We start from the raw sequence: 19,648 nt of genomic DNA, 5'->3' as shown, positions 1-19,648 counted from the left end.
TTGAAAAATAATAGAAAATCAAGCTGTTTGCATTAATTGCATTCTTGCAAAGCAGCAGATTTATCGCTTGCATATTGCTGTGCTGCAAACTTACTCACTGAGAAATTTTACGCATGGTGTTTTATTATTCACCTACTTTTGAAGGAGTATCCATAAACACCATTCCACCTCTCCGGCTACCCGCGCATTGGCACGAAGCGCGAGCTGAAATTTGTTGTTGAAGCCTTTTGGAAGGGTGTGAAATGCGAGGCTGAGATGTAAGCCGTAGCGGTCGACATTTATCGCATCAACTGGGCCACCCCCAAAGCTATTGATGCGGATTTACTGTGCATTCTGGGCGGTATTCCCTCTCGTTTCGGCTTCGACGCAGCCAAACTAACCCTGCCGAAATACTTCCAGCTGGCACGCGGCAACGCCACCCAGTTTGCGATGGAAATGACCAAATGGTTCGACACCAACTACCACTTCATCGTGCCCGAATGGTCTGCCGACACTGAATTTAAGGTAAACACCAAAAACCTGATTGCCCAAATCAAAGAAGCCAAAGCGCAAGGCCACGAAATCAAGCCCACGCTGGTGGGCCCGGTTACGCTGGCTTGGCTGGGCAAGAAAAAAGAAGACTTCGGCTGCCGCGTAGCCAAACTGCTGCTGCCCAAACTGCTGCCTGCTTACGCACAACTCTTGCGCGAGCTGGCTGCCGAAGGCGTGGATTGGATTCAGATTGACGAGCCGATTTTGGCTGCCGAAGCTTCACAAGTGTGGCTGGACGCATTCGCCCCCGTGTATCAGGAATTGGCCAACACCGGCGTGCGCATCGTCATCGGCACTTATTTCGCCTCCGTGGCCGAACATCTGAACCTGCTGAAATCCCTGCCCGTACACGGCGTGCACATCGACTGCGTGCGCGTGCCGGAGCAACTCTCCGTGTTTGCCGAAGGCTGGCCGGACAACCGCGTGCTGTCTGTGGGCCTGATTGACGGCCGCAACGTGTGGCGCGCCAACCTGGACAAGGTAATCGACACGCTCGAGCCCGTGAAAGCCAAATTCGGCAACAATTTGTGGATTGCCCCTCCTGCTCGCTGCTGCACAGCCCGCAAGACTTGGCCGTGGAAGAAAAACTGGACGGCGAAATCAAATCTTGGATGGCCTTTGCCGCGCAGAAACTGGTGGAACTGGGCGTGGTGAAACAAGCGCTGGCACACGGCAAACCCGCCGTTCAGGCTGCCTTGGCCGAATCCGATGCCGCCGCTGCCGACCGCGCCACCAACAAGAAAATCCACAACGCAGCCGTACAAAAACGCGTGGCCGACCTGCCCAAAGGCGCCGACCAACGCAAATCGCCGTTTGCCCAGCGCATTAAGGCACAGCAGGAATGGATGAAGCTGCCCGTGCTGCCCACCACCACCATCGGCTCCTTCCCGCAAACCGCCGAAATCCGCCAAGCGCGCGCCGCATTCAAGAAAGGCGAGCTCTCCGCCGCCGACTACGATGCCGCGATGAAGAAAGAAATCGCCTACTGCGTGGAAATCCAAGAAAAATTGGAGCTGGACGTGCCCGTACACGGCGAAGCCGAGCGCAACGACATGGCGGAATACTTCGGCGAACAGCTGGCCGGCTACTGCTTCAGCCAGTTCGGCTGGGTGCAGAGCTACGGCAGCCGCTGCGTAAAACCGCCGATTATTTTCGGCGACGTGTCCCGCCCCAATCCGATGACCGTTTATTGGTCCACCTACGCGCAAAGCCTCACCAAACGCCCGATGAAAGGCATGCTTACCGGCCCGGTAACCATGTTTAAATGGTCGTTTGTGCGCGACGACGTGCCGCTGAGCGTGGTGGCCAAGCAAATCGCACTGGCGCTGAACGATGAAGTGCTGGATTTGGAAAAAGCCGGCATTAAGGTTATCCAGATCGACGAGCCCGCCATCCGCGAAGCCATGCCGCTGAAAAAAGCGCAGTGGGACGAATACCTGACCTGGGCCTGCGAAGCCTTCCGTTTGAGCAGCACCGGTGCGGAAGACAGCACCCAAATCCACACCCATATGTGCTACTCCAAGTTCAACGACATCCTGCCCGCTATCGCCAGCATGGATGCAGACGTGATTACCATTGAAACTTCACGTTCCGACATAGAATTGCTCACCGCGTTCAGCGACTTCAAATACCCGAACGACATCGGCCCCGGCGTGTACGACATCCACAGCCCGCGCGTACCCACCGAAGCCGAAGTGGAACGCCTGCTGCGCAAAGCCATGGAAGTGGTGCCCGTAGAGCGCCTGTGGGTCAACCCCGACTGCGGCCTGAAAACCCGTGGCTGGAAAGAAACCTTGGAACAGCTTGAAGTGATGATGGCGGTTACCAAAAAACTGCGTAAAGAATTGGCGGATAAAAATATTACCCGCTAAACACTGAGGCAGTTGGAATAATAGGCTACCTGAAAATGAGCGACGCAGAATTTCTGCGAAGCCAAAATTTTTGGATGCTTTAAAGATAGTCGGCCAGATTGCCCAATGCGCTTTGCCAATCGCTGGGGGCGATGCCGAAGGCGGTGTGGATTTTGCTGCAGTCGAGGCGGGAGTCGGCGGGGCGGCGGGCAGGGGTGGGGTAGTCGGCGGTGGTGATGGCGCGCAGTTCGGGCACGCGGGGCAGGATGCCTTGCTCGGCGGCGCGGCGGAAGATTTCGGCGGCAAAGCCGTGCCAGGTGGTGTAGGGGCTACCTGAAAAGTGGTAGAGGCCGTAGGGGCAGTTTTCGGTTTGGGTGCGCCCGGCGATGTGCAGCAGGGCGGCGGCGATGTGGCCGGCATAGGTGGGGGCGCCGCTTTGGTCGGCCACGATGCCAAGGCTGTCGCGTTCGCGGTCGAGGCGGAGCATGGTTTTCACGAAGTTATGGCCGTGTTCGCCAAACACCCAGGCGGTGCGCAGGATGATGTGGCGCGGGCAGGCGGCCTGCACGGCTTGTTCGCCGGCCAGTTTGCTTTGGCCGTATATGGTTTGGGGATCGGGGGCGTCAGTTTCGCGGTAGGGGCGTTCGGTGCGGCCGTTGAAAACGTAGTCGGTGGAAATATGCAAGATGGCGGCGCCTGCGGTGTGGGCGGCGCGGGCGAGGTTTTCGGCACCTTCGGCGTTGGCGGTATAGGCGGCGGCCGGTTCGCTTTCGGCTTTGTCTACGGCGGTGTAGGCGGCGGCGTTGATGATAACAGCGGGCTGCTCGCGCTCGACGGCCTGCAATACGGCGGCACGGTCGGCGATGTCGAGTTCGCTGCGGTTGTAAGCGGCTACCTGAAAATTATGATCGGCGGCCTGCTGGATGAGGGCTTGGCCAACTTGGCCATGGTGGCTGGTGATGAGGAGTTTCATGGGGGCTACCTGAAGTTGGGATGTTTAATCAAACAATACGGCTTGGTTCAGCGGTTTGCCGGCGAGGTCTTTGGGTGAGAGTTTGGGCTCGCCTTGCAGCGGCCATTCGATGCCGACTGCGGGGTCGTTCCACAGCAGGGAGTGCTTGGCTTTGGGGTTGTAGTAGTCGGTGCATTTGTAAACGAATTCGGCCTCTTCACTCAATACATAGAAGCCGTGGGCGAAGCCTTCGGGTACCCAGAGCTGGTGTTTGTTTTCGTCGGAGAGGATGGCGCCGGCCCATTGGCCGAAGGTGGGGGAGCTGCGGCGCAGGTCGACAGCTACGTCGAACACTTCGCCGGCAATCACGCGCACGAGTTTGTTTTGGGTGTTTTCGGTTTGGTAGTGCAGGCCGCGTAAGACACCCTGGCCGGATTTGGAGTGATTTTCCTGCACGAAGGTGCGCGGGGCGATGTGTTCGCGAAACCAGTTGTCGCGGAAGGTTTCCATAAAGAAGCCGCGTTTGTCGCCGTGGACTTGGGGCTGGAGGAGTTTGACATCGGGAAGGGCAGTGGGGAGGATATTCATAATAGGGCACTTTGGTAGTTGGCGGTTTTAGGTAGCCTGGGTAATTTCTTGCGGTTGAGCTGGTTCAGCACTTGGGTGTTGCTGTAGAAACTGATGGGTTTGCCTTCGGTGTTGGTGAGGCGGAAATGTGTCCAGCCGTTGTTTTGCGCTTGGGCGGTAGCGGGCATGGCGGCAAGGAGTAGGGCTTGGTGCATGGGGCTACCTGAAAAGGGGGTTACGGATGTTCGCTACGCCGGTTGCGGATGTTTTCCATCTCTTGTAGCAGGTGCATATAGCGGGGGTAGAGCGGTGCGATGCGGGCGCGGTTGGCAGGGGTGCAGAATTGTTGCAGGCGCTCAGGGCTGTACATAATGGCTTCGTAGTGCTTTGTTAAGTCGGAGAGTTCTTGGCGTTGCTCTGGAGTGAGGGCGCAGCGGTTGAATTCTTCATTGCCGGATTTGCTGTTGAGCTCGCCAATGGTATACCAGCCGATCATGGCTTGGTGTCGGGTTTGTCCGGTGTCGCCTTTTTCGCAGTAGCGGCTGTCAACATACATTTCCATGCTGTCGATAACGGCTTGTTTGCATTCGGCTGTGCTCATGGGATGAACAAAGGAGATATCAGCGCAGGCGAATGGGGCAGCGAGCAGGAGGATGAGGAGGATTGGTTTCATGATTGGTAAGCAGAGTGAGGTTATTTTTCTAGCAGCCGCAGCAGGTATTGGCCGTATTGGTTTTTGGCCATGGGTTTGGCCAAATCGGCCAATTGCCCGTTGGAAAGCCAGCCGTTGCGCCAGGCGATTTCTTCGAGGCAGGCTACCTGAAGGGCTTGCACGTTTTGGATGGTGCGCACGAAGGAGGCGGCTTCGTGCAGGCTTTCGTGTGTGCCGGTGTCGAGCCAGGCGAAGCCGCGGCCGAGCAGTTGCACGGAAAGGCTGCCGTCTTCGAGATAGAGCTGGTTGAGGTCGGAGATTTCGAGCTCGCCGCGTGCGGATGGTTTGATTTGTTTGGCGAATCCGACTACGCGTTTGTCGTAGAAATAGAGGCCGGTTACCGCCCAGTTGGATTTGGGTTGTTTGGGTTTTTCTTCTATAGAGAGGGCTTTGAGGTGCGGGTCGAATTCGACCACGCCGAAGCGTTCGGGGTCTTTCACTTGGTAGGCGAATACGGTGGCGCCATGGGTTTGGGCGGCGGCTTGCTGCAGGGTTTGGGTGAAGGATTGGCCGTAGAAGATGTTGTCGCCCAATACGAGGCAGACGTTGTCGCTGCCGATAAATTCTTCGCCGATGATGAAGGCTTGGGCAAGGCCGTCCGGGCTGGGTTGTACAGCGTATTGCAGGCGGATGCCGAAGTCGCTGCCGTTGCCGAGCAGGCGGCGGAAGGCAGCATTGTCTTCGGGGGTGGTGATGATGAGGATGTCGCGGATGCCGGCGAGCATTAACACCGATAGGGGGTAGTAAATCATCGGTTTGTCGTATACGGGCAGAAGCTGTTTGGCAGCACCGCGCGTAAGAGGATAAAGACGGGAGCCGCTGCCGCCGGCGAGAATAATGCCTTTCATACGGTTGCCTTTCTGTGGCAGAAGGCTACCTGAAAACAAATAAATGCTTCAGGTAGCCTTTTTATGGTTTGCTATGCCTATTCCGCGCCCAGCAGTTTGCCGTTGTAGCGGCCGAAGAATTCGCTGATTTCAAAGAATACTTCTTTGCGCTCACCATGAGGGCCGACTACGCTGATGCGGTCGTAAATGCCGTTTTGGCCTTGAATTAGGGCTTGGCCAATTTTACGGTAGCCTGGCATGTTTTGGGCAATCCAGCGGTTTTCGGCAGCAATGCCGCGCGGGGTGTCGTTTTCGTGGATAACCACGGCGCGCTCTTGGCTGCTGCCGTCGGCGCGTTGCTGCTGCTGGGTGGCAGCAGGTGCGCGGTGGGGGTGGTTTTTGGCTTCCACACCGCCGGAGAGAGCGAGGCCGAGGGCAAGGAAGTTGAGCAGTATGCTATTACGGATGTTCATAGGATCTCCGAATTATGGAATTGATAAGTGGCCAAGCCGCTCCAGGCGGTAACGGCCATCGAGGATGCGTTGCCACCAGATTTTGTTATCCAAGTACCATTGTACGGTTTTGCGCATACCGGATTCAAATGTTTCCTGCGGCTGCCAACTCAGCTCGCGGCCGATTTTGGCGGCATCAATGGCATAGCGCAGATCATGGCCTGGGCGGTCGGGCACAAAGGTAATTAGGTCAGCATAACGCGACACGCCAATGGGTTTTTCGGGAGCAAGTTCTTCCAGCAGGGTACAGATGGTTTGTACCACTTCAAGATTGGTTTTTTCGTTGTGGCCGCCGATATTGTAGCTCTCGCCGATTTTGCCTTGGGTAATGACTTGATACAGCGCACGGGCATGGTCTTCCACAAAGAGCCAATCGCGGATTTGTTGCCCGTTGCCGTAGACAGGCAGGGGTTTGCCGGCTAGGGCGTTCAGAGTCATCAGCGGAATGAGTTTTTCGGGGAAGTGGTAGGGGCCGTAGTTGTTGGAACAGTTGGTAATGATGGCGGGTAGGCCGTAGGTACGTAGCCAGGCGCGCACAAGGTGGTCGCTGGAAGCCTTGCTGGCAGAATAGGGGCTGGACGGGGCATAGGGCGTAGTTTCTGTAAACAAATCGCTGGTGCCGTGCAAGTCGCCAAACACCTCATCGGTGGAGATATGGTGGAAGCGGAATGCCACGCGGCGGCTTTCAGGTAGCCTTTGCCAATAGGAGCGGGCTGCTTCGAGCAGGTTAAAGGTGCCGACAATATTGGTTTGGATAAATTCGCCAGCGCTGTCTATGCTCCTATCCACATGGCTTTCTGCTGCCAGGTGCATCACCGCGTCGGGCTGATGCTGGGCAAATATGCGGTCGAGCTCGGCACGGTTGCAAATATCAATTTGCTCAAAGGTATAACGGGGGCTACCTGAAACTTCTGCCAAGGATTCGAGGTTGCCTGCGTAGGTGAGCTTGTCGAGGTTGATAACAGAATCTCGAGTGTGATGGATGATATGGCGGATAACTGCCGAGCCGATAAAGCCGGCTCCACCGGTGATGAGGAGGTGCATAAAGCAGATACTTGGAGTGTTCTAATTATGTTCCAGCTCTTCCAGCATGGCATAGAGCTTGGTTATATGATACTCAAGAGTAGGATTGTAAGCTAATGCCGATAGTGGTTTGTCGATTTTATGTCGGCCTTGCTGTTTAAGAGCAACAGCTTGGCGAATAGCTTGATCCAAACTGTGCTTATCTTCCCGCGAGAAGAAGAAGCCTGCCTCGTTATTCATAACTTCGCAGCATGCTATATTTTCCGATAAAACAACACGAGTGCCGCATAACACTGATTCCACGCCCACTAAGCCGAAAGGCTCATATAGCGAGGCCATGATGGTGTAATCAGCGGCGCGGTAAAGATCTGGCATATTTTTGCAAAAGCCTAATTCCTGCACGTTTGCAATCGGATAAGGAAGCGGTGACCCGGCAACGGCAAGCCGGATGGGCAAGGTAGTGGTTTTAAAATAATCTGCCAATAAATCTAATCCTTTGCGTTTATGGCCTGTGGACGGGAATAGGAAAATAACATCCTCATCTTTCCACCCATATTGTTGCCGGATAGAGGCAATTCCTTCTGAATGGCGGGTGAAGCGGTTTGTATCGGCAGGCGGGTGGATTGTTTGGATTTTTTGTGCCGGAATATTATATAGATTAATCAGCTCCTGACGCATCATTTCTGAGTGCGCCATAATGGATTTTGCAGTGGTATAATTGGTACGATTTCGATATACAGCCAATTTGTCAATCAAGTTTGGCGATTGCTCCATGGCTTTCAGGTAGCCTAAATGAGTCCCACCACAAATATAAATATCGGCATAATCAGAAGGGTTGCAGGCAATCAGATATTCATCAGTGTGATGAATTTTATTTAACTGTCTGGTAAAGAAAAATGGCCGCAGTTTTTTCAGAGTATGCTTTTGATTAATTAATACCGGTTGAATTTTGGAGTATTCCGGTAAACTATGATCAAATTTCGAGGCATAAACCTTAACTTTTTTTCCATCATTTGAAAGCTGCTTTGCCAAATCAATCGTATAACTTTCTATTCCCCCACCAGTGGCGAATTTATGGGTACTTAATGCGATGGACTTATGCATTTCGTTGCTCCAAAATGGTGGTGATTTGTTGGTTTAACCAGTTTGCAGCTTTTGCAATAGGGAAATCCCCACGATGTTGCCAGCTAATTTCCTCACTTTCTGAAAAACATTTCTCAGAGTGGGAAACTGCCATAAAATGGGGAACATCTTTGTGATGCAGTGGCCCCCATGTATTTATATTATGGTCAACATAAAAACTTAGAAGAGGTTTTTTCAGGGCACACGCTAAATGCACTGTGCCACTATCTACCCCAATAACAATATCAGATGATGCTGTTAGCGCAATATATTCTTCTAGTGAGGTCTTTGGAGCAAGTGATAAATCAATGTCAGAAGCACATAATAGTTTTAATTTTTTAAAATATTCTTCTGAGTTTTTAGTGTTGCATACAATAAATTTAGCTTGACTAAAATAATTTTTATTGAACAAGTTCAGTAACTCTGATAACTCTTTTTCTGGCAAGCATTTAAAAGGAACGCTACCCTGCGGTGCTAAAAATATACGAATCTTCTTTTCGGTATCACATTGCCAGAATTTCCCAGAAATTTGTTCAGTTAGATGGATTTTTAATTCTGGGATAGCCTCTGGGATAGAGAAGTATTGGGAAAAAGATGATGTATGTAAATGTCGAACTACGTGATCCTTTGGATTGTAGGGACAGTAAAAGTCATAGTTATGAACATTTTGCATAGAGTAATATTTACGTGCCCGTTTTTTAAAAATCATAATAGCACGAGGAGAAAGAATAGATGAAGCAGTAATACTTCTACTATCCAGGCATTCACCAAAGTCTAGGAGTAAATCCCATTTTTTTCGCTGCCTAAGATAGTTGATAGGAGTTCTATCTATCGTTTTATCTATTAATGGAGAGTTGGAAAAAATATTTTTATTTCTATTAGTAACCAGTACGCCCAATTGGATATTTGAGTAAATGTTTTTTAATTGCTTGGCATAAGCTAGATTGATAATTGCATCGCCGACAGCATCCCCTAATGGGCGGATTAGGATGGATTTTATATTATTAAAATCAAAGCCAATAGAGTGTCGCTTTTGACCAAACAGGCGGATAATAATTTTTTTTGAAAATGGAATGTTCATAATGTTAATGGTAATGAATTACTAGAACACTTCTAAAGAGTCGATGGCTTCATTGATGCGATAAGTTAAATCTATTGAGCTAGCTTTGGATATATAGTCATAGTCCACAACAATTTGTATGCTGTTTGGGTTATTTGGATGCCAGAAAACCGTGCCAATAGAGAAGAAGTTAGATATTTTGTTAACTGGTATGCCATATAAACCATATTCCATTTGGGTGTAATATAGCCAGTAGTTGTATTTTATTAGATCTAATTCGCTCTGTGGAGGGCTTGGTATATGAACTTTGGATGAGTGTGGGTAAATGGCGATGGTATTCTTATTGAAAGTGGTTGCAATGTGAATAATTGATGTGTCAACACTAACAATTAACTTTGCTTTCTTCACCAAAGGAATTATATCAATAATATTTCTAGATTGAAAAATAATGCTTTCGCCAAATCCTAGTATGCTTAGTTTTTCTTTTTCTCCAGTAATAAAGATTTTATACCCTAAGATATTCAGTTGATCGTATATGCATTGAGCTTGTTTTGGGGATAAACAGTGCGTGTTTTTACTACCAAGTGGATTAAATATTATGAAATTTTTCTCAGATACTTGGCTTGCAACATAGTCCTCTTCAGCTTGAGAAAAAAATAAGTCATAAGACATGTCTCTATAAGTTATATTTTTACCAAATATATCTAATATTCTTCTTAAAGGTTCGATTACATGTTAAAGGTTCGATTACATGTACTTGTTGCAATTTGCAAGGGATAGTTACATTAAAAGTTTTAAACATATCCTTATTACAACCAATTAATATTGGTGATTTTATCAATGCATAATAAAGTAAGTCTTTATAGGAGGGTTTTCTCGCAATGCGTACTTCGATGGCTAAATCAAAATTCTTTTTCCTAAGTAATAATAAGGAGTAAAAGAAATTTGTTATTTTGTTATCATTGTAAAGAAAGGTTTCTTTTATATAAGGGTTATATTTTAATAAATCCAAAGATTGTTTTCGTGATGAAACAGAAACTTCATAACCTAATTCTACTAAGTTTCTAAGCAGGCCAGTACAGACTACAGTGTCACCAATTACATTATTGAATATTAATAATATATTGCCTTTTTTGGGTAAGTTGGATACAGGGTTTCTTGCAAATATTGTGTCGATAGCTAATAAAGGTAAGTAATAGAAGAAAATTTTTGCCTTCTTGTAGGTAAATTTACGCTTATAATTCCATAATTTTAACTTATATTTAAGTGACATTTTGATCTTTATTATACAACCAACCGACATTACGAAATTTGTTGGGATAACCATTTTACTGCCAACTCAATAGGGAAATTTTCAGTAGCTACTGGGTTGTTATTGTTTTGAGAGGCGGTAATCATCAAGTGAGGAGTATTTGGATTTGATAATGGATGCCAAGTATCTATATTATGTCGTGCATAGAAGCTTAATAATGGTTTTTGTAATGCACACGCTAGATGGACAGTTCCGCTATCTACGCCAATGATAATATCTGCTGATGCTGATAAAGCTAAATATTCTTTTAAAGTAGTGGGTGGTGATAGACCTAATAGTATGTCATAACGGCATAATTCCTTGAGAGTTTGGAAATATTCTTTGCTACCAATTGTGTATCCCATTAATACCCTGATTCTGGAGGATACGGGAAGACTTTCGTTAAGTAGTTGTGCTAACTCTGAGGGGGGAACTTGTTTTTTCAATTGAGCATTCCCTTGAGGGGCTAGCAGTATATTTAAAGTCTTGCCAAGATTGGCAGGTAGGGTAAATAGCCTATCCCAAATAGGCGACACTTTATCTATTTCCACGTGTGGAATTGTTAATTTCGGAATAATTCTCGGTAAGTCGAAATATTGACCAAATATAGAAGTCTGAAGATGATTTACGACATGACTATTTGGATCAAACGGGCAGCAGAAATCATAATTAGAAATTGTCTCGCGATTATAGTATTCTTTATCTTGTTTAGAGAAAATTATTGTCGTCTCAGGAGATAAGATTTTATCAGCGATTAAATCAGGGGTATTGTATGTTTCTCTGAAGTCTAATAGTAACTGCCATTTTTTATGATTTTTCGTATATTCAAGAAAATTACAAGGAATAATTTTATCAAAGAGATTACTTGCTATAAATAAATCTCGGTTTCGTCCAGCCATAATACCTAACTTTAGATTTGGATATATACTCCTTAATTGTTCTGCAAAAGCGAGATGTATCAGGCTATCACCTAAGGCAAAACCAAATGGGCGAATTAGAATTGATGATATATTATTCAAATCAAAGTTGTTGCACTTCTTTTTTCTCCCAAATAAATAAGCAATAATCACTTTGGATAATTTCATATAATTATAAGCCGTTAATTAAGATAAATTGTTTAAAAGTTTGGCTTGTCTACGTCAGGATGAAATAAATGGACATCTGTAAGCTCATTATCCTTATTTATTCGCTGTTTCAGATATATTGCATAATAGTGTAAGGCTTCAGAATGTTCTTTTTTTTGCCATAGCCGTTTGGAAAGTAAGCGGTATTCACTATGCCCTACCTTAAGGTGATCTAAGATTGGGTCACTTTTGTGAATGGCTAATAGGTTGATATCTTTGGTGAAGAATGTGTATCCAAGGCTTTGGAAAAAATCAACTATTTTATCTCCGCCAGATTTTAAGATTTCGACCAACATAACGGGTCTATTTTTTTTAATGCTATCTGTTGCGCCATTTAACACTTCTATTTCCATTCCTTCCACATCCATTTTGATTAAGTCAATTCGTGACAAATCTAAAGTGTCAATAGATAGCAATGGTACTTTTTGCGTATGCTTCTGATAGTCTATTTGTTGGCCAATAAACTCATTATGGTCAGAAGGGCGTAGTTCTAAGCTACCAAACGATGCATGTTTGGTATAGTCAGGAACTGGTATATCCAAGAAGTGGGTAGATGGATCTGGTAGTATTTTGGTATTACCTAAAGCAGCGTGAATGGCTTTTACATTGAAACAGTTATTTAAAGCTATGTTTCCTGCTAAGGCATAATAAATACGTTCTTGAGCTTCAAAAGAAATAACGTTACCCCATCCTGTCATTTCTATGCCCCAGGCAATGGTATGTGCACCTATATTCGCACCACAATCTAGTGCAACCACTCCTTCACCATGATAATTCTTACGTAAATTCAGTAGGTTCAGAACTAGTTCGATTTCGGAAGGGTCGAAACTACCTTGGCTGAGATATTGATATCCTACTCCATAACAATTACCTTGTTGATCATAGGCATAATCTTGGTGATTCACGATCATTGTTCCGGTATTTGTAGATGTCAGCACGAATGGTAACGGGCGGTGAATATGCTTCATAAAATTATTTCCAAGTATTAAAGTTGAGATTAGTAATAAAATGCTTGATATTTCAGGTAAATTTAGCTACTCGCTCAACACAGCAATATCCGCCACCGCGTTCATCTGCTCTGCCAAGCGGTTCAGCAGGTTCAGGCGGTTTTGTTTTACGGCGGGGTCTTTCGTCATTACCATCACGCCGTCGAAGAAGGCATCGACTTGCGGCTTGACGGAGGCCAGTTCGGATAAGGCCGTCTGGAAATTGCCTTCGGCAATGGCGGCGGTAATTTTTGGTTGCAAGCCTTGAGCGGCGGCGTACAGGGCTTTTTCTTCGTCCTGTTTCAGCAGGCTTTTATCGACTTCTCCCAGCGAGGCATCAGCTTTTTTCAGCAAGTTTTGTACCCGTTTGTTGGCGGCGGCGAGCGCAGCGGCTTCGGGCAGTTGTTTGAACGCGGCGACGGCTTGTAGTTTGGCAGTCAAATCGTCCAAACGGCGCGGCTGATTGGCAAGTACGGCGGCAACGATGTCTTGCGGATAGTCGTTTTGCAGCAATATGGCAAGGCGCGCCTGCATGAAGTCGGCGGTTTCAGACGGCGTTTTTTCGTTGAGCAAGCCTTTGGGGAAGCTGGCAAAGGTCGTCTGAATCAGCTCGTTCACGTCCAAACCATACTGCATCAGCATCCGCAGAATGCCCAAAGCGGCGCGACGCAGGGCGTAGGGGTCTTTGTCGCCGGTAGGAATCAGACCGATGCCCCAAATGCCGACCAAGGTTTCCAGTTTGTCGGCCAGCGCAACGGCGGTGGCGGTTTTGCTTTCAGGTAGCCTATCGCCGGCAAAACGCGGTTGATAGTGCTGCTCGATGGCTTCGGCGATTTCTTCGGTTTCGCCATCCAAGCAGGCATAGTATTTGCCCATCGTGCCTTGCAGTTCGGGGAACTCGCCGACCATTTCGGTAACCAAGTCGGCTTTTGCCAAACGCGCGGCACGCTCGGCTGCGGCGGCATCTGCGCCCAGTGCTTTGGCGATGTGGGCGGCGATGCTTTGCAGGCGCTCGATGCGTTCGGTTTGCGAACCAATTTTGTTGTGGTAAACCACGTTCGCCAGTTTGGGCAGGCGGCTTTCCAAAGTCGCTTTCTGGTCTTGTTTGTAGAAGAACTCGGCATCAGACAGGCGCGCGCGCAAGACGCGTTCGTTGCCTTGGATGATGTGCGACGGGTCTTCGGTTTGCAGGTTGGAGACCAGCAGGAAGCGGTTCATCAGTTTGCCGTTTTGGTCGAGCAGCGGGAAGTATTTTTGGTTTTGTTGCATGGTCAGAATCAGGCATTCTTGCGGCACGGTGAGGAAATGTTCTTCAAAACCAGCTTCCAAAACAATGGGGTATTCGACCAACGCGGTTACTTCGTCCAGCAGGGCTTCATCGGCGGCAACGGTGGCTTTCAGACGACCTGCCTGCTCGTTTAAGGCTGTCTGAATCGCAGCCTTGCGCTCGGCAAACGAAGCAACGACTTTGCCTTGCCCGCGCATTTGCACGGCATAGCTGTCGGCGTTTTCAATGGTGATTTCTCCGCTGGAAAGGAAGCGGTGTCCCAAGGTTTGATTGCCGCTTTGCAAACCCAAAACGCTGACGTTCACGATGTCGCCGCCGTGCAGCACAATCAGCCCGTGAACGGGGCGCGCAAAGGTAAACGTGCTGCTGCCCCAACGCATCACTTTTGGAATCGGCAGTTTCTTAACTGATTGATTGATAATGTCTTCCAAAAGTTCGCCCAACGGTTTGCCGGTTTGGACGTATTCGTAGGCGTACACATCCTGCTTGCCGTCGTGGACGATGGTCAAGTCTTCGATTTTCGCGCCTGCACCGCGTGCGAAACCTTCCAAAGCCTTGGTCGGCGCACCGTCTTTCATGGCATTCGCCACGGCAGGGCCTTTTTTCACGATTTTCTGGTTAGCTTGAACGGCCTTTACGTTTTTGATTTGAACGGCCAAACGGCGCGGCGAGGCGTAGGCGGTAAATTCAGCTGCACCGTCAATCAGTTGTGCTTTTTTCAAGCCTTCGGCAACAGAAGCGGCAAAGTGGTTGCCTAAATTATTTAGGGCTTTTGGTGGGAGTTCTTCGGTAAGGAGTTCGATTAGAAGGGTTTGGGTGTTCATTGCAGCGTGTCGTTTGGGTTCCAGGTAGCCTGCCATTGCTGTAGATGGTGTTGAGTTTTTAATCAGGGGGCAGGCGGCACTTGTTTGTTAGGTTGGTGAGAATTCTAGCATTTTCAGGCTGCTTGCGCCTTGTTTTTAATGAGCGGGAAGCCCAGTTTCTCACGGCTTTCCACATATTTCTGTGCCACGGTGCGGCTCAGCGCACGGATGCGGCCAATGTAGGTGGCACGTTCGGTGACGGAAATAGCGCCGCGTGCGTCTAAGAGGTTGAAAGTGTGGCCGGCTTTGAGGACGAGTTCGTAGGCGGGGAGGGCGAGGCTGGTGTCTTCCACGGCCAGCAGGCGTTTGGCTTGCGCTTCGTAGTCGTTGAATTGGCGCAGCAGCCAGTCGGCATCGCTGTATTCGAAGTTGTAGGTGGATTGTTCGACTTCGTTTTGGTGGTACACGTCGCCGTAAGTTATGGTGTTGCCGTCCAGCGTTTTTGCCCAAACGAGGTCATAAACGTTTTCCACGCCTTGCAGGTACATCGCCAGGCGTTCGATGCCGTAGGTGATTTCGCCTAGCACGGGGGTGCAGTCGATGCCGCCGACTTGTTGGAAGTAGGTGAACTGGGTGACTTCCATGCCGTTGAGCCAAACTTCCCAGCCCAAACCCCATGCGCCGAGGGTGGGGTTTTCCCAGTCGTCTTCCACAAAGCGGATGTCGTGCACTTTGGGGTCGATGCCCAATTCGCGCAGGGAATCGAGATAGAGGTCTTGGATATTGGCCGGGGCGGGTTTGAGGGCGACTTGGAATTGGTAATAGTGCTGCAGGCGATTGGGATTGTTGCCGTAGCGGCCGTCTTTGGGGCGGCGGCTGGGTTGAACATAGGCGGCAAACCACGGTTCGGGGCCGAGTGCGCGCAGGCAGGTGGCGGGGTGGGATGTGCCGGCGCCAACTTCCATATCGAGCGGCTGGAGCAGGGTGCAGCCTTGGGCGGCCCAGTAGTTTTGCAGTTTGAAGATGATTTGTTGGAAGGTGAGCATGGTTGTGTGGGAAAGTTGGAAAAATAATGGCGGTATTGTACTTGGTTTGCCGATTAAACAAAACAAAGCCAAAGGCTACCTGAAAAATGGTTGGGTGATTTTCAGGTAGCCTCTTCCAAGCCGGCTAGGCTTCGGCAAAACGCACACCAGTGAGCTGGGATTTCAGGATGGCCCGGCGCAGCGCCTGCAGGGCTTGGGGGCGTATGAAGTTGCGGCGCGAGGCCAATACGATGCGGCGGTTGGGCACTGGCGGCTCGAAGGGGATGATGGAAAACAGCAAGTGGTCGTTATCGGTGAGGGCGCTGGAAGGCAGCACGCTGATGCCCAAGCCGCTGGCCACCATGTGGCGGATGGTGTTGATGGAGCTGCCTTGCAGGGTGTTGGCCAGGCCGAGAATGCGCTGGCGGGAGGCCAGTTTGCTACAGCTTTCTAAAACTTGGTCGCGCATGCAGTTGCCTTCACTGAGCAGTAACACTTGCTGTTCCGTCAGCTGCTGCACAGATATGGCATCGAGCTCTTCAAATTCGTGCTCCTTCGGCACGATAACGAAAAACGGTTCGCTATAAAGCGGCTCGGTGATGATACCGGGCTCTTGGAAGGGCTCGGCCACCACGATGGCGTCCAATTCGCCTTTTTTCAGGGAATCGGTGAGGTTGGCGGTGTGGTGCTCTTCCAGCATCAGGGGCATATCGGGTGCCACTTTGCGCAGCGATAAAATCAGACGCGGCAAAAGATAGGGAGCCACGGTAAAAATCAGCCCCAACTTGAACACGCCAGCCAGCTCATTTTGCTCGGAGGCGGCCAGATGTTTGATACGGTCGGCTTCTTCCAAAACACGGTGCGCCTGGGTGATGATGCGCTCGCCGGTTTCGGTGGGCCTGACTTCGTTGCTACTGCGGTCGAATAGCGAAACCGAGAGTTCTTCCTCCAACTTTTTAATGGCGATGGAGAGGGTGGGCTGGCTGACGAAGCAGCGTTGGGCGGCACGGCCGAAGTGGCGTTCTTGTGCAACGGCCACAATATAGCGCAATTCGGTCAGGGTCATGGCTTAGCCTTCTTCGCTTTTGCGTTGGAAGTCAGGCAGGATGATGTTGAGCTCCAGCACGTCCACACCGTTTTGTGTTTCCTGTGAGATACGGATATCGTCGAGGGAAACGTGCACGTATTTCGATAATACCCCCAACAGCTCTTTCTGTAGGGTGGGCAGGTAGTCCGGTGCTTGGGATTTCACGCGCTCCTGTGCAATGATGATTTGCAGGCGGTCGCGGGCGATGCTGGCGGATTTGGGCTTTTTGCCGAACAATATATCAATCAATGACATGGCTTACCCTCCGAACAGGCGTTGCAGGAAGCCTTTTCTCTCTGCTTCCAAAAAACGCATTGGCCGGTTTTCGCCCAGTAGGCGGGCCACCACGTCTTTATAGGCTTCGGCGGCAGGTACGCCTTCTTGATGGATCACAGGCAGGCCGACGTTGGAGGCTTGCAGCACGTTTTGCGATTCGGGAATCACACCCAAGAGCGGGATGCGCAGTACGTCTTCGATGTCTTTTACCGAAAGCATTTCGCCGCTTTCTACACGATCGGGATTGTAGCGGGTAATCAACAGGTGTTCTTTCACTTGCTCGCCTTTTTCGGCATGGCGGCTCTTGCTCTGCAAAATGCCCAAAATGCGGTCGGAATCGCGCACGCTGGATACTTCGGGGTTGGTGGTAACGATGGCTTCATCGGCAAAATACAGTGCCATCAGTGCGCCGGTTTCGATACCGGCGGGCGAATCGCAAATCACAAATTCGAAGTCCATTTTTTCGGTGAGCTCGGTGAGCACGTGTTCCACGCCTTCGCGAGTGAGCGCGTCTTTGTCGCGGGTTTGCGAGGCGGGTAGAATGAACAGGTTGTCGCAGTGCTTGTCTTTAATCAGCGCTTGGCGCAGCGAGGCTTCGTTTTGGATAACGTTGATTAAGTCGTACACCACACGGCGTTCGCAACCCATGATGAGGTCAAGGTTGCGCAGGCCGACGTCGAAATCGATAACGGCGGTTTTGTGTCCTTTTAGAGCCAGGCCGCTGGCGATGCTGGCACTGGTGGTGGTTTTGCCCACACCGCCTTTACCGGAGGTTACTACAATAATTTTTGCCACGGTTATGATCCTTTCCCTTATGTGAATCTGTTTTGTTGAAATGGGTTGTTACGTTTGGCGGGCTACCTGAAGGAGGCTACCTGAAAATGGTTTGCCGCCGTTTGTATTGTGTAGCTAAATAAAGTTGTTTCAAATAATCTTGTTGAGGGCGGCGATGGACAGCCGCTCTTTTTGCAAATATATCTGCACGGCCTGACGGTGGAGGTGCGGCGGCAGCTGTTGGTCGAAAGTGCGGTAGATGCCGGCGATGGATACCAACTCGGCCTGCATCGATTGGGCGAAAATGCGGGTATTTTGGTTGCCGCTGGCGCCAGCCAGGGCGCGGCCACGCAGGGGAGCGTAAATGTGGATATGGCCGTCGGCAATGACTTCGGCCCCTTCGTTTACCAAGCCCAGTACAATGAGGTCGGCATTTTCGGCATACACCTGCTGACCGGTGCGGATAGGTTTCTCCACCACAAGGGTTTGGCGCACGGCAGGGGCGGGCGGGGTGTTGGGCGTTTCGTGTTGCGTATTTTCAGGTAGCCTTTTGTGTTCTTCACCATTGGCGTTATCGCTGCAAAAGGCTAAATGATGGGCGCGGGCGGCTGCCTGCCATTGTTCGTCGTGATGGCGCAGGGCGCCGATGGGCAGGCTGTGTTCGGCAAACAGGCCGAGCAGGCTGTCTAAATCCAGATTATCTGGCGAGTCGAATGCCTGCACGTCGAGCAGCAGCGGCATATCGCTGAGCTCGCGGTATTGTGCGGCGCGCTCGGTGAGGGTTTGTCGGATGGTCGCCAGCTCGGCGGTGTTGAGCTGGATGGCGAGCGCGTCGAGACGGGCGGATTTGATGTCGAATGCTGGCTTCATCGGTGCGATGGAGTCGTAATTTAAGAATTGAAACGGCTCGCAGTTTACCGTTTTATGTAGGCTACTTCAAATCTGTGTGACTCTTGGCTTATATCAGGCTACCTGAAAACTTGGCTTATAATAATGCGGCGAATCGGTTTTCAGGTAGCCTGCTTGGCAAGCTGGAGGATACCTGAAAACCAGTTTGAGTAATTTAAAGGGAAAAACTATGCGGAAGCCGATACGGATTTTGGGCATCGACCCGGGCAGCCGGGTAACGGGATTTGGCGTTATTGATGTGCTGGGGCAGAATCAGAGCTATGTGGCATCCGGCCGCATCAAAACCATTCCCGGCGACGAGCTGGCCGGACGAATCGGCATTATCGTGCAGCACATCGGCGAGATTATCGATACTTATCGACCGAACCAAGCGGCGGTGGAGCAGGTGTTTGTGAACGTCAATCCCGCTGCCACGTTGATGCTGGGGCAGGCGCGCGGGGCAGCAGTGGCGGCGTTGGTGCTGCGCGGGTTGCCTGTGTATGAATACACGGCTTTGCAGGTGAAACAGGCGGTGGTGGGGCAGGGTAAGGCAGCCAAGGAACAGGTGCAGCATATGGTGGTGCAGATGCTGAGGCTGTCAGGGAAGCCGCAAGCCGATGCGGCCGACGGCTTAGCCGTGGCGCTTACCCATGCGTTACGTAATCATAGTTTGGCAGCGAAATTGCGCAATGCTTCGCAAATTAAAGGTGGCCGGTTTCAGATTTGATTTTCAGGCAGCCAGTAGTCAGTTGTATTTATGCCGGGTAAATTTCATTTCACCTTAGTGATTTAGTTTTTGTTTGTGGATATTTTGTTTTCCGGTATTTGACAAAATATTTTGGTAGGCGTATAGTCCGCATCTTCGCTGTTCCTTACGGCACGGTTTTGTTGTCGGTTTTACGGTTCAGCAGCTCTTTAACAATCAGATTACCGATAAGTGTGGGTGTTTT

General features: G+C 50.0%; 20 protein-coding genes and 1 pseudogene. 2 read left to right on the top strand and 19 right to left on the bottom strand.

The genetic code is table 11. The annotated features are described in order from the left end of the window. Positions 1 to 186 precede the first annotated feature (186 nt). Positions 187 to 2,402 (top strand): annotated as a pseudogene (gene metE, locus A7P97_RS08915) (5-methyltetrahydropteroyltriglutamate--homocysteine S-methyltransferase). Between the two features lie 79 nt (positions 2,403 to 2,481). On the opposite strand, the gene rfbD reads toward metE, so the two are convergent. The 19 genes from rfbD to minC form a co-directional block, all read right to left on the bottom strand. After that, positions 2,482 to 3,354, bottom strand: a complete 873-nt coding sequence (gene rfbD / locus A7P97_RS08910; protein ID WP_067529504.1) for a dTDP-4-dehydrorhamnose reductase — start codon at positions 3,352 to 3,354, stop codon at positions 2,482 to 2,484. A 24-nt stretch (positions 3,355 to 3,378) separates the two neighbouring features. Beyond that, positions 3,379 to 3,921, bottom strand: a complete 543-nt coding sequence (rfbC, locus tag A7P97_RS08905) for a dTDP-4-dehydrorhamnose 3,5-epimerase (protein ID WP_067529502.1) — start codon at positions 3,919 to 3,921, stop codon at positions 3,379 to 3,381. Further along, positions 3,918 to 4,115 (bottom strand): hypothetical protein, encoded by a 198-nt coding sequence (locus A7P97_RS08900; protein WP_067529500.1) that lies wholly within the window; start codon positions 4,113 to 4,115, stop codon positions 3,918 to 3,920. Before A7P97_RS08900 ends, rfbC begins: the two co-directional genes overlap by 4 nt. Positions 4,116 to 4,135: 20 nt before the next feature. After that, a complete protein-coding gene (locus A7P97_RS08895; protein WP_067596352.1) occupies positions 4,136 to 4,573 on the bottom strand; it encodes a hypothetical protein in 438 nt (145 codons plus the stop codon). Positions 4,574 to 4,593: 20 nt separating this feature from the next. Continuing rightward, positions 4,594 to 5,460, bottom strand: a complete 867-nt coding sequence (gene rfbA / locus A7P97_RS08890; RefSeq protein WP_067529496.1) for a glucose-1-phosphate thymidylyltransferase RfbA — start codon at positions 5,458 to 5,460, stop codon at positions 4,594 to 4,596. A 77-nt stretch (positions 5,461 to 5,537) separates the two neighbouring features. Then, positions 5,538 to 5,912 (bottom strand): hypothetical protein, encoded by a 375-nt coding sequence (locus A7P97_RS08885; RefSeq protein ID WP_082887659.1) that lies wholly within the window; start codon positions 5,910 to 5,912, stop codon positions 5,538 to 5,540. Between the two features lie 12 nt (positions 5,913 to 5,924). Further along, complete coding sequence (gene rfbB / locus A7P97_RS08880; RefSeq protein ID WP_067529494.1) at positions 5,925 to 6,995, bottom strand: dTDP-glucose 4,6-dehydratase; 1,071 nt, start codon at positions 6,993 to 6,995, stop codon at positions 5,925 to 5,927. A gap of 21 nt (positions 6,996 to 7,016) precedes the next feature. Next, the gene (locus A7P97_RS08875) at positions 7,017 to 8,078 is read right to left on the bottom strand and encodes a glycosyltransferase family 4 protein (RefSeq protein ID WP_067529492.1); all 1,062 of its coding nucleotides are present in this window, start codon (positions 8,076 to 8,078) and stop codon (positions 7,017 to 7,019) included. After that, positions 8,071 to 9,177: a glycosyltransferase family 9 protein gene (locus A7P97_RS09850; RefSeq protein ID WP_082887658.1), complete on the bottom strand. Its 1,107-nt coding sequence runs from the start codon at positions 9,175 to 9,177 to the stop codon at positions 8,071 to 8,073. Before A7P97_RS09850 ends, A7P97_RS08875 begins: the two co-directional genes overlap by 8 nt. A 21-nt stretch (positions 9,178 to 9,198) precedes the next feature. Next, on the bottom strand, positions 9,199 to 9,828 hold the full coding sequence (locus A7P97_RS08870) for a glycosyltransferase family 9 protein (RefSeq protein WP_067596351.1): 630 nt from the start codon (positions 9,826 to 9,828) through the stop codon (positions 9,199 to 9,201). Between the two features lie 19 nt (positions 9,829 to 9,847). Beyond that, positions 9,848 to 10,429, bottom strand: a complete 582-nt coding sequence (locus A7P97_RS10260; protein ID WP_156497505.1) for a glycosyltransferase family 9 protein — start codon at positions 10,427 to 10,429, stop codon at positions 9,848 to 9,850. A 29-nt stretch (positions 10,430 to 10,458) separates the two neighbouring features. Then, entirely contained in the window at positions 10,459 to 11,532 is a 1,074-nt protein-coding gene (locus A7P97_RS09845; protein WP_082887657.1) for a glycosyltransferase family 9 protein, read from the bottom strand. Positions 11,533 to 11,564: 32 nt separating this feature from the next. Continuing rightward, positions 11,565 to 12,476 (bottom strand): FkbM family methyltransferase, encoded by a 912-nt coding sequence (locus tag A7P97_RS08865; protein WP_197474140.1) that lies wholly within the window; start codon positions 12,474 to 12,476, stop codon positions 11,565 to 11,567. A 129-nt stretch (positions 12,477 to 12,605) separates the two neighbouring features. Continuing rightward, positions 12,606 to 14,669, bottom strand: a complete 2,064-nt coding sequence (glyS, locus tag A7P97_RS08860; RefSeq protein WP_067529486.1) for a glycine--tRNA ligase subunit beta — start codon at positions 14,667 to 14,669, stop codon at positions 12,606 to 12,608. A gap of 113 nt (positions 14,670 to 14,782) precedes the next feature. Further along, on the bottom strand, positions 14,783 to 15,694 hold the full coding sequence (gene glyQ / locus A7P97_RS08855) for a glycine--tRNA ligase subunit alpha (protein WP_067529484.1): 912 nt from the start codon (positions 15,692 to 15,694) through the stop codon (positions 14,783 to 14,785). A gap of 124 nt (positions 15,695 to 15,818) precedes the next feature. Beyond that, on the bottom strand, positions 15,819 to 16,739 hold the full coding sequence (locus tag A7P97_RS08850; RefSeq protein ID WP_067529482.1) for a hydrogen peroxide-inducible genes activator: 921 nt from the start codon (positions 16,737 to 16,739) through the stop codon (positions 15,819 to 15,821). A gap of 3 nt (positions 16,740 to 16,742) precedes the next feature. Then, positions 16,743 to 17,015 carry a cell division topological specificity factor MinE gene (gene minE, locus A7P97_RS08845; protein ID WP_067441713.1) on the bottom strand — a complete coding sequence of 91 codons (273 nt, stop codon included), beginning with the start codon at positions 17,013 to 17,015 and terminating at the stop codon, positions 16,743 to 16,745. A 3-nt stretch (positions 17,016 to 17,018) separates the two neighbouring features. Beyond that, positions 17,019 to 17,831, bottom strand: a complete 813-nt coding sequence (gene minD / locus A7P97_RS08840; protein ID WP_067441717.1) for a septum site-determining protein MinD — start codon at positions 17,829 to 17,831, stop codon at positions 17,019 to 17,021. 129 nt (positions 17,832 to 17,960) lie between these two features. Then, positions 17,961 to 18,680 (bottom strand): septum site-determining protein MinC, encoded by a 720-nt coding sequence (gene minC / locus A7P97_RS08835; protein ID WP_067529480.1) that lies wholly within the window; start codon positions 18,678 to 18,680, stop codon positions 17,961 to 17,963. 208 nt (positions 18,681 to 18,888) lie between these two features. On the opposite strand from minC, the gene ruvC reads away from it, so the two are divergent. Continuing rightward, positions 18,889 to 19,425, top strand: coding sequence for a crossover junction endodeoxyribonuclease RuvC (gene ruvC, locus A7P97_RS08830; RefSeq protein WP_067441723.1), 537 nt, complete (start codon positions 18,889 to 18,891; stop codon positions 19,423 to 19,425). The last annotated feature ends 223 nt before the right edge of the window (positions 19,426 to 19,648 follow it).

The organism is Eikenella sp. NML070372, from assembly GCF_001648415.1.
GTDB classification, from domain to species: domain Bacteria; phylum Pseudomonadota; class Gammaproteobacteria; order Burkholderiales; family Neisseriaceae; genus Eikenella; species Eikenella exigua.
This window is presented reverse-complemented; position numbering and strand designations above follow the sequence as displayed.